General features: G+C 63.4%; 22 protein-coding genes and 1 tRNA gene. 11 read left to right on the forward strand and 12 right to left on the reverse strand.

Annotated elements, in window-relative coordinates:
* Positions 1-329: 329 nt before the first annotated feature.
* The 5 genes from ACHAC9_RS23440 to mltA all read right to left on the reverse strand — a co-directional run bounded on the left by ACHAC9_RS23440 (position 330) and on the right by mltA (position 4454).
* Positions 330-608, reverse strand: coding sequence for a hypothetical protein (locus ACHAC9_RS23440; RefSeq protein WP_435764022.1), 279 nt, complete (start codon positions 606-608; stop codon positions 330-332).
* A gap of 82 nt (positions 609-690) precedes the next feature.
* Positions 691-1467 (reverse strand): enoyl-CoA hydratase, encoded by a 777-nt coding sequence (locus ACHAC9_RS23445; RefSeq protein WP_435764024.1) that lies wholly within the window; start codon positions 1465-1467, stop codon positions 691-693.
* A gap of 316 nt (positions 1468-1783) precedes the next feature.
* Entirely contained in the window at positions 1784-2233 is a 450-nt protein-coding gene (locus ACHAC9_RS23450) for a hypothetical protein (protein ID WP_435764026.1), read from the reverse strand.
* A 43-nt stretch (positions 2234-2276) separates the two neighbouring features.
* Entirely contained in the window at positions 2277-3053 is a 777-nt protein-coding gene (locus tag ACHAC9_RS23455) for a DUF2145 domain-containing protein (protein ID WP_435764028.1), read from the reverse strand.
* Positions 3054-3200: 147 nt separating this feature from the next.
* Positions 3201-4454, reverse strand: coding sequence for a murein transglycosylase A (mltA, locus tag ACHAC9_RS23460; protein WP_435764030.1), 1254 nt, complete (start codon positions 4452-4454; stop codon positions 3201-3203).
* 11 nt (positions 4455-4465) lie between these two features.
* Here mltA and ACHAC9_RS23465 point away from each other — a divergent pair, with 11 nt between their 5' ends.
* On the forward strand, positions 4466-4627 hold the full coding sequence (locus tag ACHAC9_RS23465; RefSeq protein ID WP_435764032.1) for a hypothetical protein: 162 nt from the start codon (positions 4466-4468) through the stop codon (positions 4625-4627).
* 3 nt (positions 4628-4630) lie between these two features.
* On the opposite strand, the gene apaG is transcribed toward ACHAC9_RS23465, so the two are convergent.
* Positions 4631-5005, reverse strand: coding sequence for a Co2+/Mg2+ efflux protein ApaG (gene apaG, locus ACHAC9_RS23470; RefSeq protein ID WP_435764034.1), 375 nt, complete (start codon positions 5003-5005; stop codon positions 4631-4633).
* Between the two features lie 242 nt (positions 5006-5247).
* On the opposite strand from apaG, the gene rpe reads away from it, so the two are divergent.
* From rpe to ACHAC9_RS23505, 7 genes are all read left to right on the forward strand, one after another.
* A complete protein-coding gene (gene rpe, locus ACHAC9_RS23475; RefSeq protein ID WP_435764036.1) occupies positions 5248-5919 on the forward strand; it encodes a ribulose-phosphate 3-epimerase in 672 nt (223 codons plus the stop codon).
* A gap of 2 nt (positions 5920-5921) precedes the next feature.
* Complete coding sequence (locus ACHAC9_RS23480; RefSeq protein WP_435764038.1) at positions 5922-6620, forward strand: phosphoglycolate phosphatase; 699 nt, start codon at positions 5922-5924, stop codon at positions 6618-6620.
* 196 nt (positions 6621-6816) lie between these two features.
* A complete protein-coding gene (gene trpE, locus ACHAC9_RS23485; RefSeq protein ID WP_435764040.1) occupies positions 6817-8313 on the forward strand; it encodes an anthranilate synthase component I in 1497 nt (498 codons plus the stop codon).
* 1 nt (position 8314) lies between these two features.
* Entirely contained in the window at positions 8315-8878 is a 564-nt protein-coding gene (locus tag ACHAC9_RS23490) for an anthranilate synthase component II (RefSeq protein ID WP_435764042.1), read from the forward strand.
* 58 nt (positions 8879-8936) lie between these two features.
* Positions 8937-9974 carry an anthranilate phosphoribosyltransferase gene (gene trpD, locus ACHAC9_RS23495; RefSeq protein ID WP_435764044.1) on the forward strand — a complete coding sequence of 346 codons (1038 nt, stop codon included), beginning with the start codon at positions 8937-8939 and terminating at the stop codon, positions 9972-9974.
* A 12-nt stretch (positions 9975-9986) separates the two neighbouring features.
* Complete coding sequence (gene trpC / locus ACHAC9_RS23500) at positions 9987-10787, forward strand: indole-3-glycerol phosphate synthase TrpC (RefSeq protein ID WP_435764046.1); 801 nt, start codon at positions 9987-9989, stop codon at positions 10785-10787.
* Position 10788: 1 nt separating this feature from the next.
* The gene (locus ACHAC9_RS23505) at positions 10789-11280 is read left to right on the forward strand and encodes a hypothetical protein (RefSeq protein WP_435764048.1); all 492 of its coding nucleotides are present in this window, start codon (positions 10789-10791) and stop codon (positions 11278-11280) included.
* Between the two features lie 32 nt (positions 11281-11312).
* On the opposite strand, the gene ACHAC9_RS23510 is transcribed toward ACHAC9_RS23505, so the two are convergent.
* The 6 genes from ACHAC9_RS23510 to ACHAC9_RS23535 all read right to left on the reverse strand — a co-directional run bounded on the left by ACHAC9_RS23510 (position 11313) and on the right by ACHAC9_RS23535 (position 17574).
* A complete protein-coding gene (locus ACHAC9_RS23510; protein WP_435764050.1) occupies positions 11313-12617 on the reverse strand; it encodes an amidohydrolase in 1305 nt (434 codons plus the stop codon).
* Positions 12618-12657: 40 nt separating this feature from the next.
* Positions 12658-14478, reverse strand: coding sequence for a M61 family metallopeptidase (locus tag ACHAC9_RS23515; RefSeq protein ID WP_435764052.1), 1821 nt, complete (start codon positions 14476-14478; stop codon positions 12658-12660).
* A 73-nt stretch (positions 14479-14551) separates the two neighbouring features.
* On the reverse strand, positions 14552-15121 hold the full coding sequence (locus ACHAC9_RS23520) for a nucleotidyltransferase family protein (protein WP_435764054.1): 570 nt from the start codon (positions 15119-15121) through the stop codon (positions 14552-14554).
* A 15-nt stretch (positions 15122-15136) separates the two neighbouring features.
* A complete protein-coding gene (locus tag ACHAC9_RS23525; protein WP_435764056.1) occupies positions 15137-15595 on the reverse strand; it encodes a (2Fe-2S)-binding protein in 459 nt (152 codons plus the stop codon).
* Positions 15596-15605: 10 nt separating this feature from the next.
* Positions 15606-16325 carry a DsbC family protein gene (locus ACHAC9_RS23530; protein ID WP_435764064.1) on the reverse strand — a complete coding sequence of 240 codons (720 nt, stop codon included), beginning with the start codon at positions 16323-16325 and terminating at the stop codon, positions 15606-15608.
* Positions 16326-16344: 19 nt separating this feature from the next.
* On the reverse strand, positions 16345-17574 hold the full coding sequence (locus ACHAC9_RS23535; RefSeq protein WP_435764058.1) for an FAD-dependent monooxygenase: 1230 nt from the start codon (positions 17572-17574) through the stop codon (positions 16345-16347).
* Positions 17575-17694: 120 nt separating this feature from the next.
* On the opposite strand from ACHAC9_RS23535, the gene ACHAC9_RS23540 reads away from it, so the two are divergent.
* The 3 genes from ACHAC9_RS23540 (at position 17695) to ACHAC9_RS23550 (ending at position 19079) form a co-directional block, all read left to right on the forward strand.
* A tRNA-Phe gene (locus ACHAC9_RS23540) sits at positions 17695-17770 on the forward strand.
* A gap of 308 nt (positions 17771-18078) precedes the next feature.
* Entirely contained in the window at positions 18079-18546 is a 468-nt protein-coding gene (locus tag ACHAC9_RS23545) for a helix-turn-helix domain-containing protein (RefSeq protein WP_435764060.1), read from the forward strand.
* On the forward strand, positions 18543-19079 hold the full coding sequence (locus ACHAC9_RS23550) for an IS630 family transposase (protein WP_435764062.1): 537 nt from the start codon (positions 18543-18545) through the stop codon (positions 19077-19079). Before ACHAC9_RS23545 ends, ACHAC9_RS23550 begins: the two co-directional genes overlap by 4 nt.
* Positions 19080-19268 lie beyond the last annotated feature (189 nt).

Genomic DNA, 19268 nt, shown 5'->3' on the forward strand with positions numbered 1-19268 from the left:
CACTGCCTTGCTGCGCTTGCGAATCGTTTTGTTCGTCAGCAGCAGAGGAAGAAGAGTATGAAGCATTCCATGATTCTCGTCAACCTCTTTTTTGCTACACCGCAGAGTCTGCGGTTCCTGTTTCCACGTCAACTACTTGATTACGTTGTCGTTTTCAACAGGAGGCGAACTATAGCAAACCGAGGACGAGGTTGGCAAGACCCTTTCGGGACTTTCTACAATAGCCAGTCGATCGGCAGGAAAGTCAGGATCCACACCCCCACTCGCTTCCACATCCCGGCCCCCGGTTCCTGGTCGTGACGCACGGTTTTCCCGTCGGCGCGTTCAATTCAGATCGATCGAACGCTGGTCCATATTGAATGAGCGACAAAGACGCTGCGGCCATCCACGCCGAAGGTTTTCGCGTGCAGGCTCGATGCGGAACTGCCGAATCGGCCGCGGCCGGTTTCGGGAAGGCTGGCGCCCCAGCTGCGGCGCAGTTCGAACAGGGAGACGCCCGTTGCCAGCAGGTCGCGCCGCCATTTCGCATAGCCGGCGTGGACGGCCGCCACGTCGGTGGCCTCGAGTGAATTGGTCAGGACGCATACTGTCGCTCCGGCTTTCCCCACAGGCGCTGCAGCTGGACTGCCATGCAGTCCTCAGGCCGCGCCGCGCCGACTGCCTTGGCCGGATCGTCGCTGACGAGGCGGGTTACATCCCTTCGAAGTTCGCCTTGCGCTTGGCCAGGAATGCCGACATCCCTTCCTTCTGCGCCGGCGTACCGAAAGCGGCGTGGAAGAAGCGGCGCTCGTAACGCACGCCCTCGGTCAGCGTCGTCTCGAACGCACGGTTGACCGAATCCTTGATCGCCATGGCGACCGAGACCGGCATCTCGGCAATGGTGTTCGCCACGGCCAGGGCCTCTTCCATCAGCCTCTCGGCCGGGAAGATGCGCGACACCAGCCCGGTGCGTTCCGCTTCCGCCGCGTCGATCATGCGCGAGGTCAGCAGCATGTCCATCGCTTTGGCTTTACCGATCGTGCGCGGCAGGCGCTGGGTACCGCCCGCACCCGGGATCACGCCGACCTTGATTTCAGGCTGGCCGAACTTCGCGCTGTCGGCGGCGATCAGGAAGTCGCACATCATCGCCAGTTCGCAGCCGCCGCCCAGGGCGTAGCCGGCGACGACGCCGATCACCGGTTTGCGCACGTTCAGGATGTGTTCCCAGTTACGGCCGATGTAATTGCCCGGATAGGTGTCGGCATAGGTGTAGTTGGCCATGGCCGCGATGTCGGCGCCCGCTGCGAAGACTTTTTCGCTGCCCGTCAGGACAATGACATTGATGCCTGGGTCGGCATCGAACTTGTACAAGGCGTCGCCCAGCTCGTTCATCATGTTGTCGTTCAGCGCGTTCATCGCCTTCGGGCGGTTCAGGCGAATCACGGCCACCTTGCCGTGGTGTTCGATCAGCAGGTCAGCGTATTCCATGGGACACCTCTATATAAGGGATTATCAGTGCCGCGATTGTAGCGCCTCCACGGCTGGGAAAGGTATCATCCCTGCCCTTCCTGCTGTTCGGCCTGCCCTCGGGTGTGCTGCTCGACCGTTGCCGGCGTCTGCCGATCATGATGTGGAGCGATGCGATGGTCGCCACCGCGCTGGCGAGCGTGCCGCTGGTCTGGTGCATTGGCCGAGCGATTCAGCGTGCGTAGCGCGCTGGTGTGCGTTGCAGCCGGCGCGCTTGTGCTGGAGGTGGCAGCGGTGGCCGGAAGCCGCCTGCGTCATGTGAACGATTGACAGGACCTCAGGGCCGCGGCGTCGAGTGCACCATGCCGTTGTCGGGCCGGGCCAGCACGCCAATCGTCGTTTGCCCCTTCTTGACCGTATATCCCGTCTGGCCGATAGGCTCGATGTCGAGCTGATCGCGCACCTGCAGGTGCTGCGCACGCGCGGCAGCTGTTGCCACGGCCATATCGATCTTCATGTCCTTGTCCCCGCTGCGCAGCACGAGCGCGGTCTTGCCGCCTTGCGGCCGGACATCCGTGACTTCCCAGCGCTTGTTGCGCTCCATGCGCTCGGACGAAACCGCCTCGGAGAGCGCCCCCCCGCCAATGAATGACAGCACGAGCGGCGCCACGACGACCACGAACGAGCCCATGATGCTGGCGTCAAGCGGGCTTTTTACTTCCCCGGCCGAGGCCGGAAGGGACAGCGCGAGGGCGAGGGTGACTGCAACGAGAGACTGTGAACGCATGAATTTCCTGTAATGGGTGCCGGAGTGGCGAGAGAAATTGGGCTTACGGCAGCGCGACGCGGATCTCCGGACACCCGATCGCCCGGCAACCCTTGGGCCGCGTGCGCAGCCAGGTGATGACCGAGTCGACGGTCACGGTCTGGATACGGCCGCTCCAGCGCATGTCGGACGGATGGTCGTCGAAAGCGATATTCACCTTGCTGACGCGCGCGCCGAGACGGGTCATCGTGCCCAGGTCGAGTTCCGTGGGCAGGTAGGCGCTCGCTTTCAGCCAGGCTTGCGCAGTAGCGCGGGTATTCGCCTCGTCCTCCGGCGCAAGTGCAAAGGCGAGCATCTCGAGCGCCCAGCCATTCGAGTTATGGTAACGGGTACTGAACGGATAGGCGACCAGGCTGTAATGCGGTTCGAGGTAATCCCTGGCCTTCTTGCCCAGCAGCGCCTTCTTGAGGCACCCCTGCGCCTCGGGCGCCAGGCGCCAGATGCCGGCCTGGTAGCGAAACGGAGAATCGGAAAAGAAGTTGATCAGCCCTTCGTCATACAGCGCCGAAGTGGCCGTGCCGCAGGTATTGAGTTTGTGGACGACCGACCATGCGCCGGCCGGATGCGCGCGCACGGCGAATGCCATATGCGAATACGTCAGCCGGTAGGTGGAGAGGTCCTGGCCGATGCGGGCGATCAGCACTACCTCGTCGTCGATCTTGTCGAGAGCGGCGCGGGTGGCGTCGGCCATTTCCAGGCTCAGGCGCGCGACGTCAGGCTCCTGGGCACGGCCCTCGCAGGGCGTACCGGCAGTGGCGCCGCCGGCAGCAGCGGCCAGCACGGCCGCAAGCGCTGCGGCAAGAAGGGAACGAAGGGGCAGGGCTTATCCAGTCTATACGCCAGCGCCGGCAAGAGCGCTGGCGAGATATTGCAAATCAGAAACACCGCAACCCTACGCGAAACCGACTCCCCACGCAACTTTGTTGCACTATTTAGGCAGCAGCACCCATGTCGAACCGCGCTGCTTCATGCGTCCCGCATACTCGGCCGCATTGCCGCCGAAGCCGAAGAAGAAGTCTGCGCGCACCGCCCCGCGGATCGCGCCGCCCGTATCCTGCGCCATCATCAGGCGCTGGATCGGTGCGCTTGTAACCGGATGCGTGGTCGCCAGGAACAGGGGCGCGCCCAGCGGCACCTGCTGCGGGTCGACCGCCACAGAACGCTCCGGCGTCAAGGGCACGCCGAGCGCGCCTTTTGGCCCGATTGCCGGATCCGGCAAACGCTCTTCGCGGAAGAAGATAGTGCTTGGGTTGGCGTTCAGGAGTTCCTGGCGCCGCTGCGGATTGGACGCAATCCAGGCCTTGATGCTCTGCGCCGACACGCCGTCGGCCGGCAGCTGGCCCTGCTCCACCAGCCAGCGACCGATCACTTTATAGGGATGGCCGTTCTGGTCGGCGAACGCGATACGTACCGTCTCGCCGGTGTCGTCGATGCGCACGCGGCCCGAGCCCTGCACCTCGAGGAAAAAGGCTTCGACCGGATCGTCGACCCAGACCAGTTCCTTGCCGTTCAGGGGCGCGCGCTCGATCTCGGCGCGGCTGCTGTACGGGACCACGGTCTTGCCGACCAGGCGCCCGCGCAGGCGCATGTTCTTCAGGCTGGGATAAACGCCGGCCAGGTCGACCGTGACAAGGTCGTCGGGCACCCGGTACAGCGGCGTCTGGAACGCGCCGCCACGCTTGCGGGCACCGCGCAGCATCGGCTCGTAATAGCCGGTGATGAGGCCCGTATCGGCGCCGTCGGGCATGCGCATCCGGTGCGGCACGAAGTACGTTTCGAAATAGCGGCGGATGGCGGCGTTATCACCAGTATCGACGCCCGCTGCCGCGCCGCATGGCGCCGTCCACTGCGGCTTTTTCGCCAGCACACGGCACGAGGCCATGAACGCAGGCCAGGCCTGGCGCAGGTCGTCCTGCTGCCAGCCGGGCAGCGATTCGAACGAGACCGGGGTCATTGGCGGCACTGGCGGCGGCTTCGGCAAGTCGGCAGGGATGCCGACCGGGCCGACCGGCGGCGGCATCACGATGTCGGGCTGCGCTTGTGGATGCGGTTGTGGCTGCGCAGGTGGCTGGGGGACCGGCTGGGGCTTGACTGGTGGCGCGGGCGGCGGCGTGCCGCAGGCGGCCAGCAGGAGGGCGACGAGCGCAAGCGAAGAAGGTACACTGCGGCGTATCGTTTGCATAAGGACAGTCTATGTGGATCTTGATGTTGGAAGCGGGCGTCGCGCTGTTCCTGCTCGTGTTGATCGTCTGGTGGACGATGTTCCATGGCCGTCCCGAAGAGCGCAAACGGCCCCTGCGCGAGGAGAACGCGGCGCCGTCCGAGCAGCCGCCCGAGCCGCCGCGCGAGCAGTAAATATCAGTGCAGCATGCTCGGCAGCGTCAGCACGAACTCCGGAATCTTGACTTCGAAGCGGTGGCCGTCCTCGGCCACGCAGAAGTATTCGCCGTGCATCGAGCCCTGTGGCGTGGCCAGTGGGGTGCCGCTCGCGTATTCGAACTGTTCGCCTGGTTTGAGCAGCGGCTGGTGCCCAACCACGCCCAGACCGGCCACTTCCTGCACCCGGTTGTTGGCGTCGGTGATGACCCAATGGCGCGAAATCAGCTGGGCCGGTACTTCGCCGGTATTGCGGATCGTGATCGTATAGGAAAACAAATACTCGTCGCGCTCCGGCCTGCTTTGCTCGGGCAGGTATTTGGTACGGACGGTAACGCTCAAATCGTAGGTTGCCACGGGCTTCCTTCTTTCTTATTGAGAGCATCGAACAATACCCGCAGGGCGGCGTTGCATTCGTCTCGCCGTACTCACGTACTGTCTTCGACGATGCACCTTGCCCTGCGGGTATTGTTAGACGCTCCTGGTGGAGACGCATGTGCGCAAAGGGACATGATACCGCGCGGCGCGAATCGGGGTTGCGCACCATAGGAAGCAGCTCGGCGTAAAATAGCGGCTGTTCACAACTGCACGGCCATCCCATGACCACCTACCGCATCGCTCCCAGCATCCTGTCCGCCGATTTCGCCCGCCTGGGCGAAGAAGTCCGCAACGTCGTCGAGGCAGGCGCCGACATCATCCACTTCGACGTGATGGACAACCATTACGTGCCGAACCTGACCATCGGCCCGCTGGTCTGCCAGGCGATCCGCCCGCACGTAGCCGTGCCGATCGACGTCCACCTGATGGTCAAACCGGTCGACCGCATCATTCCCGACTTCGCGAAAGCCGGCGCCAACATCATCACCTTCCACCCGGAAGCGTCCGAGCACATCGACCGTACGCTGCAGCTGATCCGCGACCACGGCTGCAAGGCCGGCCTGGTGTTCAACCCGGGCACGCCGATGCACTACCTCGAGCACGTGATGGACAAGATCGACATGATCCTGATTATGTCGGTCAACCCGGGCTTCGGCGGCCAGTCCTTCATCCCTGAGGCCCTGAAAAAGATCGCGATCGCGCGCCGCCTGATCGACGAATCGGGCCGCGACATCATGCTGGAAGTCGATGGCGGCATCAAGGCCGAGAACATCGCCGCGGCGGCCGCTGCCGGCGCCGACACCTTCGTCGCCGGTTCGGCCATCTTCGGCAAGCCCGACTACAAGGCCGTGATCGACGCCATGCGCGCCGAACTGGCCACGGTCGGGAAATAAGGATGCGCGCCGGCGCCGCGGCCATTCGGGCCGCCATCATCGATCTCGACGGCACGATGCTCGACACCGTGCCCGACTTTGAACTGGCACTGAACGGCATGCGCGCCGATTTTCGTCTCGCGCCGATCACGCAGGCGATCATCACGCCGATGGTCGGCAAGGGTTCGGAAAAGCTGATCCGCGACGTGCTCGCGCTCGACTACGACAGCGCGCGCATCGATGCCTGTTTTGAGGAGGCGATGGCCGCCTACCAGCGCCATTACCTCGCCATCAATGGCGAACGCAGCGTGCTGTACGAGGGCGTGATCGAAGGCTTGCAGGCCATGCGCGACATGGGCCTGCGGCTGGCCTGCGTGACGAACAAGCCGATCGCGTTTGCCACGCCGCTGCTGGCGCAAAAGGGACTCGCGCCCTTCTTCGAGCTGGTCTACGGTGGCGACTCGCTGCCGCGCAAAAAGCCCGATCCCCTGCCCTTGCTGCAGGTGTGCGCGGATTTCGACCTGGCGCCGCCGCAAGTGGTCGCCATCGGCGACTCCTCGAACGATGCCGAAGCGGCGCGCGCCGCGCGTTGCTTCGTGCTCACGGTGCCATATGGTTATAACCACGGGAGGCCTGTGCAAGACATCGATAGCGATGGTATAGTTAATTCGCTACTGGATGCAGCCGAGCTTGTTCGTGCGCACAACAGCAACGAAAACTAACTCATATATACATGTTCTTCACGAAAAAACACTCCGTTAACCAGACCGGCGCCCTCGAGGCCTGGCTGTGGCGACGCTGGCAATCCTGGGCCAACTAGACCCGCATTGATTGCTGCCGGCTGCACACGCATCCGGCAGGTTTTTGACACTACCGCCGCCCACCCTCCACTTCAAACGCGGCGGCCCGGAGAAGAACATGACCGAACTCGAATTCAAATCGCTGGCCAACCAGGGCTATAACCGCATTCCGCTGATCGCCGAAGCTTTTGCCGATCTCGAAACGCCGCTGACCCTGTACCTGAAACTCGCGCAGTCGCAAAACACCGGCAAGAACACCTTCCTGCTCGAATCGGTCGTCGGCGGCGAGCGCTTCGGCCGCTATTCCTTCATCGGCCTGCCTGCGAAGACGCTCCTGCGCAGCAGCGGCAACGTGACCGAGATCGTCACGAATGGCGTCGTGGTCGAGACCCACGAGGGCAATCCGCTCGACTTCATCGAAGCCTACCAATCGCGCTTCAAGGTGGCGCTGCGTCCGGGCATGCCGCGTTTCTGCGGGGGTCTTGCCGGCTACTTCGGCTACGACACGGTGCGCCACATCGAGCGCAAGCTGGCCGGCAAGGCCCCGAAAGACACGCTCGGCCTGCCCGACATCCAACTGATGGTGACGGAAGAACTGGCCGTCATCGACAACCTGTCGGGCAAGCTGTACTTGATCGTATATGCCGATACGTCGCAACCGGAATCGTTTTCGAAAGCCCGTCAGCGCCTGAAAGACTTGCGCGTCATGCTGCGCCGTAGCGTCGATGCGCCGGTGACGACCGCCTCGGTGCGGACCGAAGCGGTGCGCGAATTCAGCAAGGAAGACTACCTGGCGGCCGTGGCCAAGGCCCACGAATACGTGATGGGCGGCGACCTGATGCAGGTGCAGATCGGCCAGCGCATCCGCATGCCGTATGTCGATTCGCCGCTGTCGCTGTACCGCTCGCTCCGTTCGCTCAATCCCTCGCCGTACATGTATTACTACAATTTCGGCGACATGCAGATCGTAGGCGCCTCGCCCGAAATTTTGGTGCGCAACGAGACCTCGCCCGCGGGCGAACGGAAAGTCACGCTGCGCCCGATCGCCGGCACCCGTCCGCGCGGCTCGACCCCGGAACGCGATGCCGAACTGGCAGCCGAACTGTTGGCCGACCCAAAGGAAATCGCCGAGCACGTGATGCTGATCGACCTGGCGCGCAACGACATCGGCCGTATCGCCGATACCGGCAGCGTGAAAGTCACCGACCGCATGGTCATCGAAAAATACTCGCACGTGCAGCACATCGTCTCGAACGTCGAAGGCGCTTTGAAGAAAGGCATGTCGAACCTGGACGTGCTGCGCGCGACCTTCCCGGCCGGGACGCTCACTGGCGCGCCGAAAGTGCGGGCCATGGAAGTCATCGATGAGCTGGAGCTGACGAAGCGCGGCATCTACGGCGGCGCGTGCGGCTATCTCTCCTTTGGTGGCGAGATGGACGTGGCGATCGCGATCCGCACCGGTGTGATCAAGGACGGCAACCTGTACGTGCAGGCGGCGGCCGGCATCGTCGCCGACTCGATCCCCGAAATGGAATGGCAGGAAACCGAAGCCAAGGCGCGCGCCGTGTTGCGCGCGGCCGAGGGAGTGCAAGACGGACTGGATGGGGAGTTCTAGCATGCTGCTCATGATCGACAACTACGATTCCTTCACCTACAACATCGTCCAGTATTTCGGCGAGCTGGGTGAAGAGGTGCGCACGGTGCGCAACGACGAGATCTCGCTCGACGATATCGGTGCGATGGAGCTTGACCGCATCTGCATTTCGCCGGGTCCGAAAGCCCCGGTCGACGCCGGCATCTCGGTCGACGTGCTCAAACAATTTCAGGGCAAGCTGCCGATCCTCGGCGTCTGCCTCGGCCACCAGGCCATCGGCGAAGCCTTTGGCGGCAAGATCGTGCGCGCCAAGCAGGTCATGCACGGCAAGACCTCGCTGATCGCGCACACCGGCGTCGGCGTCTTCAAAGGCTTGCCGAGTCCGTTTACCGTGATCCGCTACCACTCGCTGGCGATCGAGCGCGCCTCGCTGCCTGCCTGTCTGGAAGTGACCGCCTGGACCGACGACGGCGAAATCATGGGCGTGCGCCACAAGGAGTTCGACATCCAGGGGGTACAGTTCCACCCTGAGTCGATCCTGTCGGAACACGGTCACGCGCTGTTCAAGAACTTCCTCGAAGGCTAAGCGCCTGCCGCGTCGGTTCATTCGGCGCGGTCTCTCAACACTTGCTACTGGAACGTCCATGCCGATCACCCCACAAGAAGCGCTGCTGCGCTGTATCGAACACCGCGAAATCTTCCACGACGAGATGCTGCACCTGTTCCGCCAGATCATGTCGGGCGAGATGTCGCCGACGATGGTCGCGGCCCTCACCATGGGCCTGCGCGTGAAGAAGGAAACCATCGGCGAGATCACGGCAGCCGCGCAAGTGATGCGCGAATTTTCGACCAAGGTGCCGATGGCCGACACCACGAATCTGCTCGACATCGTCGGCACCGGCGGCGACGGCGCGAACACCTTCAATATTTCGAGCGCCTCGATGTTCGTGGCCGCCGCCGCCGGCGCGCGCGTGGCCAAGCACGGTGGGCGCAGCGTGTCCTCGTCGTCGGGCAGCGCGGACCTGATCGAAGCGCTCGGCGCCCAGATCGACCTGACACCCGAGCAGATCGCGCAATCGATCGCGCAGACCGGCATCGGCTTCATGTTCGCGCCAAACCACCATGCGGCCATGAAACACGTCGCGCCGGTGCGGCGCGAACTGGGCGTACGCAGCATCTTCAACATCCTCGGGCCGCTGACCAATCCGGCCGGCGCGCCGAACATCCTGATGGGCGTGTTCCATCCGGACCTGGTCGGCATCCAGGTGCGCGTGCTGCAGCGCCTCGGCGCCCAGCATGCGATGGTCGTCTGGGGCCGCGACAACATGGACGAGGTCTCGCTCGGCGCGGGCACGCTGGTCGGCGAACTGGTGAACGGCGAGATCCGCGAATACGAAATCCACCCGGAAGACTTCGGCCTGCCAATGATCGCCAGCCGCAATTTGAAGGTGGCGAACACAGAAGAGTCGAAAGTGCGCGTCATGGAGGCGCTGCGCGGCGAGCCGGGACCGGCCACCGACATCGTGGCGCTGAACGCCGGCACCGCACTGTATGCAGCCGGGGTAGCTGCCTCGATCGAGGACGGTCTGGCGAAGGCGCGTGCGACAATCGCATCCGGCGCGGCCACGGCCAAGCTCGAACAATTCGTCCAGGTCACGCGCCAGCTGAGCGCCCGCGCGTAAAGGATTACAAGAATGTCCGACATCCTGAATAAAATCCTCGCCGTCAAAGCCGATGAAGTGGCGGCCGCCAAAAAATACCGCGACCTGGCCAGCCTGCGCCGCGAAGTCGAGGGAGATAGCGCACTGCGCGCCGATATCCGGGGCTTCGAAGCGAGCCTGCGCAAGACCATCGCCGCGGGCCGCGCCGGCGTGATCGCCGAAGTCAAGAAGGCTTCGCCGTCGAAAGGCGTGCTGCGCCCGGACTTCCATCCCGCGAACATCGCCGAAAGCTATGCCGAGGGCGGCGCCGCCTGCCTGTCGGTATTGACCGACGTGAACTTTTTCCAGGGTAGCGTCGATTACCTGCGCCAAGCGCGCGCGGCCGTCGAACTGCCGGTGATCCGCAAAGATTTTATTGTCGACATGTACCAAGTGTACGAAGCACGCGCGATGGGGGCCGATGCGATCCTGTTGATCGTCTCGGCGCTCGATCACGGCCTGATGGCGGAACTGGAAGCCTGTGCCATGGAACTTGGTATGGATGTGCTGGTCGAAGTACATGACGGTGATGAGTTAACCGCGGCCTTGAGCTTGAAAACGCCGCTGGTGGGCATCAATAACCGCAACCTGCGCACCTTCGACGTTTCGCTCGAGACGACGCTCGGCCTGCTGCCGCGTATTCCGACAGAACGCCTGGTGGTGACCGAATCGGGCATCATGGTGCCGGACGACGTACGACGCATGCGCGAGGCGAACGTGCACGCGTTCCTGGTGGGCGAAGCGTTCATGCGCGCGTCAAGCCCTGGCACCGAACTTCGACGATTATTCGACTGATATGTTCACTTCCATCCGCACCTCGGCTCTCCTCCTTTTACTACTGGCAGCCCTGGGCGGATGCAGCACGGTCCAGCCCGTCGCTTCCACGGCCAAGCGCATTGTCGCCGCCCTTCTGCCTACGCCAACAACTGCCGCTCCTGTCGCGCCGCCTTCGCGCTCGCTCGATGCCTACAAGGCCGAGGTGGCCCGGCACGTCATGCTTGCCAACAGCGGCCAGACCTTCAGCGGACCATTGCCGCCGATGCTGCCGGCAATCGTGGTGGTCAACATCACCGTGGGCGAGGATGGGGAGTTGCAGGAGGTGGCGGTGCAGCGCTCGCGCGATCCGGATGCATCGAAGGTGGCCGTGGCCTCGATGCGGCGTAGCGGACGCTTGCCGCGGCCGGCGAACCTGCTGTTCACGAATACGCGGGCGCTGACGTTTTCGGAGACGTTTTTGTTCGATCACCAGTACCGGTTTCAGCTGCGCAGTCTGGCCGGGCCCCAGTGACGGCATTCATTGGAATGATGTCCGACGAGACCTCAGCGGCTGAGGACGTTCAGTACCGCCAGGCTCATCGCCTGCGCCGCGGTCTTGATCGACGGCTCCGGCACCGGCGCGTAGAACGGAGAATGATTGAAGGCGATCGGCTTGCCGCCTTCACGTTCCGCGTCGGCCAGCATCTTCGGGTCATACACGCCCGTGAAGAAGAACATCGAGGGCACGCCCTGGTTCACGTATTGGGAGAAATCTTCGCTCGCCGTCATGGCCGGCATGCGCTGGGCGTTGGCGTCGCCGAAAGCGTCCTTGAAGACGGCTTCGGTCTTTGTCACCAGCGCTTCGCTGTTGACGATCGCGGCGCCGCCACTGATCAGCTGCACGTCCGGCGCCGGCGCACCCGCCATCGCGCTTGACGCCAGCGCCACGCGGCGCACGCCGTCCAGCAGCTTGGCGCGTACGGCCGGGCTGTACGAGCGGATGGTGCCGCGCACCTGCACGCTGTCCGGGATGATGTTGCCGACCGTGCCGCCCTGGATCGCGCCGATGGTCACCACACCGAATTCCTTCGGGTCTTTCTCGCGCGAGACGACCGTCTGCACGTCGACCACAAAGCGTGCGGCGATCGTGATCGGGTCGACCGATTTATCGGGCGCCGAGCCATGGCCGCCGCGTCCCTTGAAGACGATCTCGATGGCGTCCGAGTTCGACGACACCGCGCCCGTGTTGTAGCCAACCGTGCCGTGCGCCAGCGGCCAGGAATGCAGCGCGAACGCGTAGTCCGGTTTCGGGAAGCGTTTAAACAGGCCATCATCGAGCATCGCCTTGGCGCCGGACACGGTTTCCTCGGCCGGCTGGCCGATGAAGACGAGGGTGCCCTTCCACTGCGCTTTCAACTCGACGAGCGTGCGGGCGGCGCCCAGCCAGCTGGCCATGTGGATATCGTGGCCGCAGCTGTGGGTGACGAAACTCTCGCGCCCGTCGCTCGTCGCTTTTGCGCGGCTGGCGTAGGGCAAGCCGGTCTTCTCTTCCATCGGCAAGCCATCGAGCTCGGTCCTTACCAGCACCGTCGGGCCGGCGCCATTCTTGTAGACCGCGACCACACCGGTCTTGCCGACCTTTTCCGTCACCTGGAAACCGAGTTTGCGCATCTCGGCGGCCAGCTTGCCCGCCGTGCGCACTTCCTGGAAGGCGATCTCGGGATGGGCGTGCAAGTCCTTGTAGACCGTGTCGAGCCACGGGTACATGCCGTCCAGGCGGGTGGTCACGTCGCTTTTCAGCGGTGCGGGGAGCTGGGCCAGTGCCGGGAGGGTGGCAAAGGCGAAGACGGCTGCGGCAAGCTGTTTCAATGGTCACCTCTTCTTTGATCGGGAAACGGCAACGGAGGAATCAGGCTGCGCTCGGACGCGGCAGCGCCGACGACTTCTTGCCGGCCACTGCCTGCGACAGGGTAATTCCCGGCACGCGGTCACCCTGCAGCGTCAGGTCAAACGCCATCAACTCGTCGCGGCGGAAAGCGTGCACGGTCACCTTGTCGCCCACGCGGTAGCGCGACAGCAGCGCGTCGATATTGGCCGGATTGCCGTTCACGCGCAGGCCGTCGATCGCGATCACGATGTCGAGCGCCGACAGGCCGGCCGCGTGCGCCGCGCCGCCTTCGTGCACCTGGTTCAGCTTGGCGCCGAGCGGATCGCGGCCGATGCCCGCATCCAGCGACGCCTTGCCGTTCTTGCGCTCGTCGACCAGCTTGATGCCGAACGGTGCGAACAGTTTCGCCAACGGCAGGTCCTCGGTACCGCGCACGAATTTGTCGAACAAAGTGCGCAGCTTTAAACCGCTGACTTCGTCGAACAGCGCTTCGACCTCCGCCTCCGTGACGCCACGCCCGATGCTGGGATAAAAATCGCGGCCGTAGCGCTGCCACAGCGCGCGCATGACGTCGTCCAGCGTCTTCGCGCCGCCGGTTTTCGCGCGGATCGTCAGGTCGAACGCCAGCGCAATCAGCGAACCCTTGCTGTAATAGCTGATGATCGCATTCGGCGAATTCTCGTCCTGGCGGTAGTACTTGCTCCAGGCGTCGAAGCTCGAATCGGCCACGCTCTGCTTCAGGCGCCCGCTGCCGCGCAGCACGCTGCCGACGGTTTTGCCGAGCAGTTTCAGATAGGTGGGCTCGCCGATGATCCCGGCGCGCACCAGCATCAGGTCGTCGTAGTAACTGGTAAACCCTTCAAACAGCCACAGGAGCGGCGTGTAGTTCTCGACCTGCAGGTCGTAGGGCGCAAACACGGCCGGCTTGATGCGCTTGACGTTCCAGGTGTGGAAGTACTCGTGGCTGCACAGGCCCAGGAATTTCAGATAGCCCTCGCCCGGTTCGCCCGATTGTGGCGTCGCGCTGCACGGCAGGTCGGCGCGGGCGCAGATCAGGGCCGTCGAGGCGCGGTGTTCCAGGCCGCCGTAGCCGTCGCCGACCGCCATCGTCATGAAGACGTAGCGCTCCAGCGGCGCGCGGTGGGTCTGCGGCTCGAAGAAGGTGATTTGCGCTTCGCAGATCGCTTTCAGGTCGGCCTGCAGGCGCGCCATGTCCAGGTTCGGCACGCGGCCGGTGATGACGATGTCGTGCGCGATGCCGTGCGCCTTGAAGGTCGCGAGCGCGAAATCGCCCATCTCGACCGGATGGTCGATCAGTTCGTCGTAGTTGGCGGCGACATAGGTGCCGAAGCCATAGCGCTTCGCCGCCAGCTCCTTCATCGCGGTGGCGACGCGCCAGGTTTTGGCAAGCGGGTCGCCCGGGCGCTGGATGTCCACTTCATGCGCATCGTCTTCCTGGCCGAGCACGCGCAGGAACACGCTGGTGCCGTTGAAGAAGCCGTGGCTCTGATCGAGATGGGCGGCGCGTACCGACAGGTCCCAGGCATAGATTTCATAATGCAGCGTGAGGGGACCATCGACGCTCGCCGCCCGCCACGAATGCTTGTCCAGTTTCGTGAGCGCTACCGCGGCGCCGTTCGACTCGGCCCGGATGCGCACGATGTTGCGCGCGAACTCGCGGATCATGTAGCTGCCCGGGATCCACGCCGGCAGCGCGAACACCTGGCCGTCGGGCGCGGGCGCCGGCACCGTGACGGTCACGTTGAACAGGTGGCCGGCCAGGTCTTTCGGAACGATGGTGTAGTGGATCGCGGGCTGCTTTTTCTGGACTGTTTTTTTCATGATGACGATGGAGTCGGGCGATTCCCGTAGTGTAACGGATTCGTCCTTTCCCACAACCGGCAGTATTGTTGGGCTAGAGGTCGGCTGGCGTATCGATGTCGCGCAGGATGCCGGGATCATTCACCGCCACTTCCACCACCGGCGCCGACTTGAGCAGCGCACGCGCCCCATGTTCGCCCTGGAGCGCCAGCAGCGCCTCCAAATGAACCGCGCCGAAAGCGACCGGATTGCCGCGCCGCCCCTCGAATACCGGCGCCGCGATGTCGGCGCCCTCCTCCAGCGCATCGAGCAACGCACGTAGTGTCGATGCCGCCACATACGGCATGTCGCCCAAGGCCACCAGCCAGGCGTCCGCCTGCGGCAGCGAGTGCCTGATCGCCTGGACCAGCGAGGCAGCCATGCCGCTGTCGGCATTCGCGCACAGCGTAACCTCGCAGCCGAGCGCGCGCAAGGCATCGGCCACGCCGCCATCCTGCGGCGGTACGACAGCGATCACACGGGGAAGCGTTGATAGCAGATTGCGCGCGCTGGCCACGACCACCGGCTCGCCGGTGGGGAGCAGCTGCAGCAGCTTGTTGCGTCGACCTTGCGGATCGAAGCGGCGCCCGCGTCCCGCCGCCAGCAGGATGCCGACGGCGTTCATGGACAAAGGCCCAGCTCAGGCCAGGGTTGCGGCCGCATCCTTGATCGCGGCGCGGATGCGCTGGTAGGTGCCGCAGCGGCAGATATTGCCGCTCATGGCGGTGTCGATGTCGGCATCGCTCGGCCGCTTGTTCGACCGCAGCAGCGCGGTGGCGCTCATCACCTGCCCGCTCTGGCAGTAACCGCACTGCGGCACGTCGTGGCGGATCCAGGCGTCCTGCACGCGTTGACCAATCACATCCTCGCCGATCGCTTCGATGGTGGTGATCTTGACACCGACCGCGCTCGAGATCGGCGTGATGCAAGAGCGGATCGGCGCGCCGTCGAGATGCACGGTGCAGGCGCCGCACAGGGCGGCGCCACAGCCGAACTTGGTGCCGGTCAGATTCAGGTTGTCGCGCAGCGCCCACAGGATGGGCGTGGCCGGGTCGGCGTCGACCTGCATGTCGCGCCCGTTGATGTTCAGCTGGACCATGGCCACGTGCTTACTTGATCGAGTTCAGCTTCGCTTCCAGGCCCGCCAGGTCGACTGCCCCCGGGATGCGGGTGCCGTCGGTGAAGAAGATCGCCGGCGTGCCCTGGATTTTGAGCTTCTGGCCCAATTCCACAATTTTCTGGTTCGGGCTCTCGCAGTTGGCAGGCGTCGCCGGCGGCACCTTGTTGTTGATCATCCAGTCGTCCCAGGCCTTAACGCGGTCCGGCGCGCACCAGATGTTCTTCGACTTCGTGAACGAATCCTCGGACAGGATGTTGTACATGAAGGTGTAGATGGTGACGTTGTCGATTTCCTTGAGCGTGGTCTGGCGCAGGCGCTTGCAGTAACCGCAGTTCGGGTCTTCGAACACGGCGATCACGCGCTTGCCGTTGCCCTTTACCTGCTTGAGCGCGGAGGCCAGCGGCAGATCGGAAAACTTGATCTTGTTCAGGTCGTCGATGCGGGCCTTCGTGATATTGCGCGAGGTTTTCGCGTCGTAGACCTGGCCGATGAACAGGTAGTCGCCCTTCTTGTCCGAATACAGGATGTCGCCGCCGACGCGCAGCTCGTACAAGCCGCCGTAGGGCGTTTCGGTGATCGAGTCGATCTTGGCGCCGCCAAGACGTGGTTCGACATTCTTGCGAATGGCCGCTTCGGGCGTATTTTGAGCGCCGACGCACGACGCCATCAGGCCGGTCGCCGCCAGCACGGCGATCTTGGTTTTCAACATCACTATGTATTCCTTAGGGTTACTGACCGAGCGCGTGCGCCATGAGGCGACGCTTAATGAAGGGCAACTTGTCGAGCAAGTTTAATCCCAAATTGCGGACAACGCGCAAGGGTTCGAGGTTGGCGCCGAACAGGCGTTCGAGCCCGTCGGTGGCCAATTGCATTAACAACACATCTTCCTTGCGCGCCCGCGCATAGCGCGCCAGCACGCGCTCGTCGCCGGGTCCACGGTGTTCCTCGCGCTCGGCCACCACGCGCAGCAGGTCACTGATGTCGCCGAAACCCAGGTTCATGCCGTGTCCGGCCAGCGGGTGGATGGCGTGCGCGGCGTCGCCGATCAGGGCCACGTGCGGGGCGATCAATGCATGCGGGCGCACCAGCGCCAGCGGCACCGCTTTCACTGCCTCCGGCTGCAGCGGGCGCAAGGTACCGAGCGCCTCGTCCGCGTATTCGCACAGACGCACGGCCAGTTCGCCCATCGATTCTTCCATCAGGGTGGCGGCCAGCGTTTCCGGCGCCGACCAGACCAGCGAGACGCGGTTGCCCGGCAGCGGCAGCAGCGCGATGATGCCGTCGCTGCAAGTGAACCACTGGTGGGCGACGCCGTGGTGCGGCTTTTCGCAGGAAAAATTGGTGACGATCGCGCGCTGGTGGTAGGGACGGTAATCGATTCCGATGTCGCACTGCCCGCGCACCCAGGAGTCGCGTCCATCGGCGCCGATCACCAGGCCGGCGTCGATGCGGCGCCCGTCTTCCAGCGCCACGGCCGCGCCATCCGGACCGCAGGTGAGGCGCGTGCCGCAGCCCTTGACGATCTCGACCTTGTGCGCAAATTTCAGGGCGGCGTCGAGCGCGCCATTCAGGTTGCTGTCCTCGACGATCCAGGCCAGAACCCCGGCATGGGCGCCAAAGGCATCGAAACCGAGGCTGCCCCCGTTCTTGCCGTCGCCATTGACCGCCATCGCATCGACCGGCGCCACGCGGGCCCCATCGAGCGCATCCCACACTTTCAAGGACCCGAGCAGGTCGCGCGCCGTGTGGTTGAGCGCGTACACACGCACATCCCACTGGCGTTCGCCGCCTGTGATGGCAACAGGGCTCTTGTTCTGCGCGGCGGCGCCCGGGACCAGCAAGGTGACGCTGTGCCCGGCCTGGGCGAAGCCGAGCGCCGCCGTCTTGGCGATGGCGCCATTGCCGACGATGCAGACGTCGCTTCTATAGTGTGCGGTAGAGGAAGTGGAGGTCGTCATGCCAAGTATTATAGCGGCTTGTCCCGGGCGCACTTCAGCTGCTGCCTGCACGCTGGGTGAAGAAAGTTGCAGCCGGGACTTGCAGATCCGCCGACGGCTGGCTATAATCATGCCTCTCTTGGCCTGGTAGCTCAGTTGGTAGAGCAGAGGATTGAAAATCCTTGTGTCGGTGGTTCGATTCCGCCCCGGGCCACCAAGAACATCGTTCACGCAACGCCCACTCATCGAAGTGGGCGTTGTCGTTTCTAGGATTCGTAGTCCTCAGCTCCGGTCTATATCCGGGTCGAGCCACCTGCAGTCCGACCATCGCTAATGCGTTTGGACGCCTCATCGACTACCGGTTCGCTGTTGACCTGCGCTGCAATCGCATAGGCACGCACGGTCGCCGGGCGCTGCCGCACACGTTCGAACCAGGCGGCCAAGTGCGGAAAGTTCTGCAGGTTCTAAGTAGTCTCTCAATTTTTGCTGTCAAAGTCGAATTAGCAATGCAGTAGGAGTTGAGCGATGAAAAATCTGGAGCTCTCCGATGACGAGCGGCGCACGCTGCGTGAGATGGGAATTTTCCACCCGCATCCGAGGACACGAATGCGGGCCCAAGGGATTTTGCGATTGAGCCAGGGCTTGACTCTGCAGCAAACTGCTGATGAGTTTACGGTGCATTTAAACAGCGTCGAACAGTGGCGTCAGCGTTGGGGGAAATTTGGTCTGGTCGGGCTTTACGAAGGGCGTCACACCGGCCGTCCGAGGAAGTGGACGGCCCAGCAGCAACGGGCGCTTGGGGAGTTGGCAAATTCCGAGGGCGGTACGGTTGTCGCGCTGCTGCGCCACATCGAACAGGACCGTGATCACACGCCTATTAGCGAAAGCACAGCTGTAAGGTATCTCAAGGAGATGGATTTCACTTACAAGCGCTATCGCTACAGTTTAAAAAAAAGCGAAATCAAGAAGCGTTCGAGCACGCCAGCAAAGTGATCGGGGCACTGGCCCGACTCGATCGTGAGCGGCAGTGCGAACTGCTGTATTTCGATGAATCGGGTTTCAGCCCGAATCCGCCGGTGCAGTACGGCTGGGGCAAGATTGGTCAGACACGGTCAGTCGCACCGCTGGCACATCGGCAGCGCATGAACGTGCTTGGGGCACTACGCCACGACGGTCAGTTAATTTGGGCGACACAGCAGCGGCCGACCACGCGCGCTGATGTGATCGCCTTTTTCGACCAAGTAGCAGCACAGTCGCACTCGGTGCCACGCATTGTCTTGATCGACAATGCCGGAATACACAAAGGCGAGGTCATGGAGCAGAAGCGACGCCAATGGGCAAGGCACGGACTTTACCTTTACTATCTGCCGCCCTATAGCCCCGAACTCAACCGCATCGAAATACTGTGGAAGCATGCCAAGCATTTCTGGCGCCGCTTCGCTGCCAAGAACGGCACGGATCTGCTCGATGAAATCCAATCATTGATGGGAGATTTCGGCAGCAAGTTCACGATAAATTTTGCATGACTACTTAGAACCTATTCTCATAGGGGAATTTTTAGGCCATTTTTCCGTCCAAGCTTCCTTCTGAGGAGGCGAAAATGGCTAAGCAGTATGAAAACCGCGATGACGGGTGGCGCATTTCTGACGAGATGTGGCGCGCAATGGAACCGCTGTTGCCACCGCCCAGGCCGCATCCCTTGGGATGCCATCGGC

This window comes from Massilia sp. CMS3.1 (assembly GCF_051262535.1).
Taxonomy (GTDB): domain Bacteria; phylum Pseudomonadota; class Gammaproteobacteria; order Burkholderiales; family Burkholderiaceae_D; genus Telluria.

What these genes read in the sequence shown, in the direction of transcription:
- ACHAC9_RS23445 (WP_435764024.1), bottom strand. Translation starts at nt 1,467, where the DNA reads ATGGAATACGCTGACCTGCTGATCGAACACCACGGCAAGGTGGCCGTG.
- ACHAC9_RS23450 (WP_435764026.1), bottom strand. Translation starts at nt 2,233, where the DNA reads ATGCGTTCACAGTCTCTCGTTGCAGTCACCCTCGCCCTCGCGCTGTCC.
- mltA (WP_435764030.1), bottom strand. Translation starts at nt 4,454, where the DNA reads ATGCAAACGATACGCCGCAGTGTACCTTCTTCGCTTGCGCTCGTCGCC.
- ACHAC9_RS23465 (WP_435764032.1), top strand. Translation starts at nt 4,466, where the DNA reads ATGTGGATCTTGATGTTGGAAGCGGGCGTCGCGCTGTTCCTGCTCGTG.
- rpe (WP_435764036.1), top strand. Translation starts at nt 5,248, where the DNA reads ATGACCACCTACCGCATCGCTCCCAGCATCCTGTCCGCCGATTTCGCC.
- ACHAC9_RS23480 (WP_435764038.1), top strand. Translation starts at nt 5,922, where the DNA reads ATGCGCGCCGGCGCCGCGGCCATTCGGGCCGCCATCATCGATCTCGAC.
- trpE (WP_435764040.1), top strand. Translation starts at nt 6,817, where the DNA reads ATGACCGAACTCGAATTCAAATCGCTGGCCAACCAGGGCTATAACCGC.
- ACHAC9_RS23490 (WP_435764042.1), top strand. Translation starts at nt 8,315, where the DNA reads ATGCTGCTCATGATCGACAACTACGATTCCTTCACCTACAACATCGTC.
- trpD (WP_435764044.1), top strand. Translation starts at nt 8,937, where the DNA reads ATGCCGATCACCCCACAAGAAGCGCTGCTGCGCTGTATCGAACACCGC.
- trpC (WP_435764046.1), top strand. Translation starts at nt 9,987, where the DNA reads ATGTCCGACATCCTGAATAAAATCCTCGCCGTCAAAGCCGATGAAGTG.
- ACHAC9_RS23505 (WP_435764048.1), top strand. Translation starts at nt 10,789, where the DNA reads ATGTTCACTTCCATCCGCACCTCGGCTCTCCTCCTTTTACTACTGGCA.
- ACHAC9_RS23515 (WP_435764052.1), bottom strand. Translation starts at nt 14,478, where the DNA reads ATGAAAAAAACAGTCCAGAAAAAGCAGCCCGCGATCCACTACACCATC.
- ACHAC9_RS23520 (WP_435764054.1), bottom strand. Translation starts at nt 15,121, where the DNA reads ATGAACGCCGTCGGCATCCTGCTGGCGGCGGGACGCGGGCGCCGCTTC.
- ACHAC9_RS23525 (WP_435764056.1), bottom strand. Translation starts at nt 15,595, where the DNA reads ATGGTCCAGCTGAACATCAACGGGCGCGACATGCAGGTCGACGCCGAC.
- ACHAC9_RS23530 (WP_435764064.1), bottom strand. Translation starts at nt 16,325, where the DNA reads ATGTTGAAAACCAAGATCGCCGTGCTGGCGGCGACCGGCCTGATGGCG.
- ACHAC9_RS23535 (WP_435764058.1), bottom strand. Translation starts at nt 17,574, where the DNA reads ATGACGACCTCCACTTCCTCTACCGCACACTATAGAAGCGACGTCTGC.
- ACHAC9_RS23545 (WP_435764060.1), top strand. Translation starts at nt 18,079, where the DNA reads ATGAAAAATCTGGAGCTCTCCGATGACGAGCGGCGCACGCTGCGTGAG.